The 231-nt window shown below is 63.6% G+C and carries 1 protein-coding gene; it reads left to right on the top strand.

The genetic code is table 11. From position 1 onward, the window contains the following. The coding region (locus R0J88_RS24010; RefSeq protein WP_410901459.1) for an SsrA-binding protein at nt 1-231 on the top strand (231 nt) is incomplete at both ends.

Here is a 231-nt window from a genome sequence, read left to right as displayed (position 1 = left end):
GCTGGGAAGTGAAGGCGCTGCGCGCAGGCAAGGGCCAGCTGACCGATACCTATATCGTGATCAAGAATGCCGAAGCCTGGCTGCTGGGCTGCCACATCCATCCGCTGGAAACCGCCAACACCCACGCGGTGGCGGACCCGCAGCGCACGCGCAAGCTGCTGTTGCACAAGAAGCAGATCGCACGCATCTTCTCGCGCACCCAGGACAAGGGCCACACCTGTGTGCCGGTCA

It is taken from the genome of Pseudoalteromonas sp. SIMBA_162, assembly GCF_046535955.1.
GTDB lineage: Bacteria > Pseudomonadota > Gammaproteobacteria > Enterobacterales > Alteromonadaceae > Pseudoalteromonas > Pseudoalteromonas marina.
This window is presented reverse-complemented; position numbering and strand designations above follow the sequence as displayed.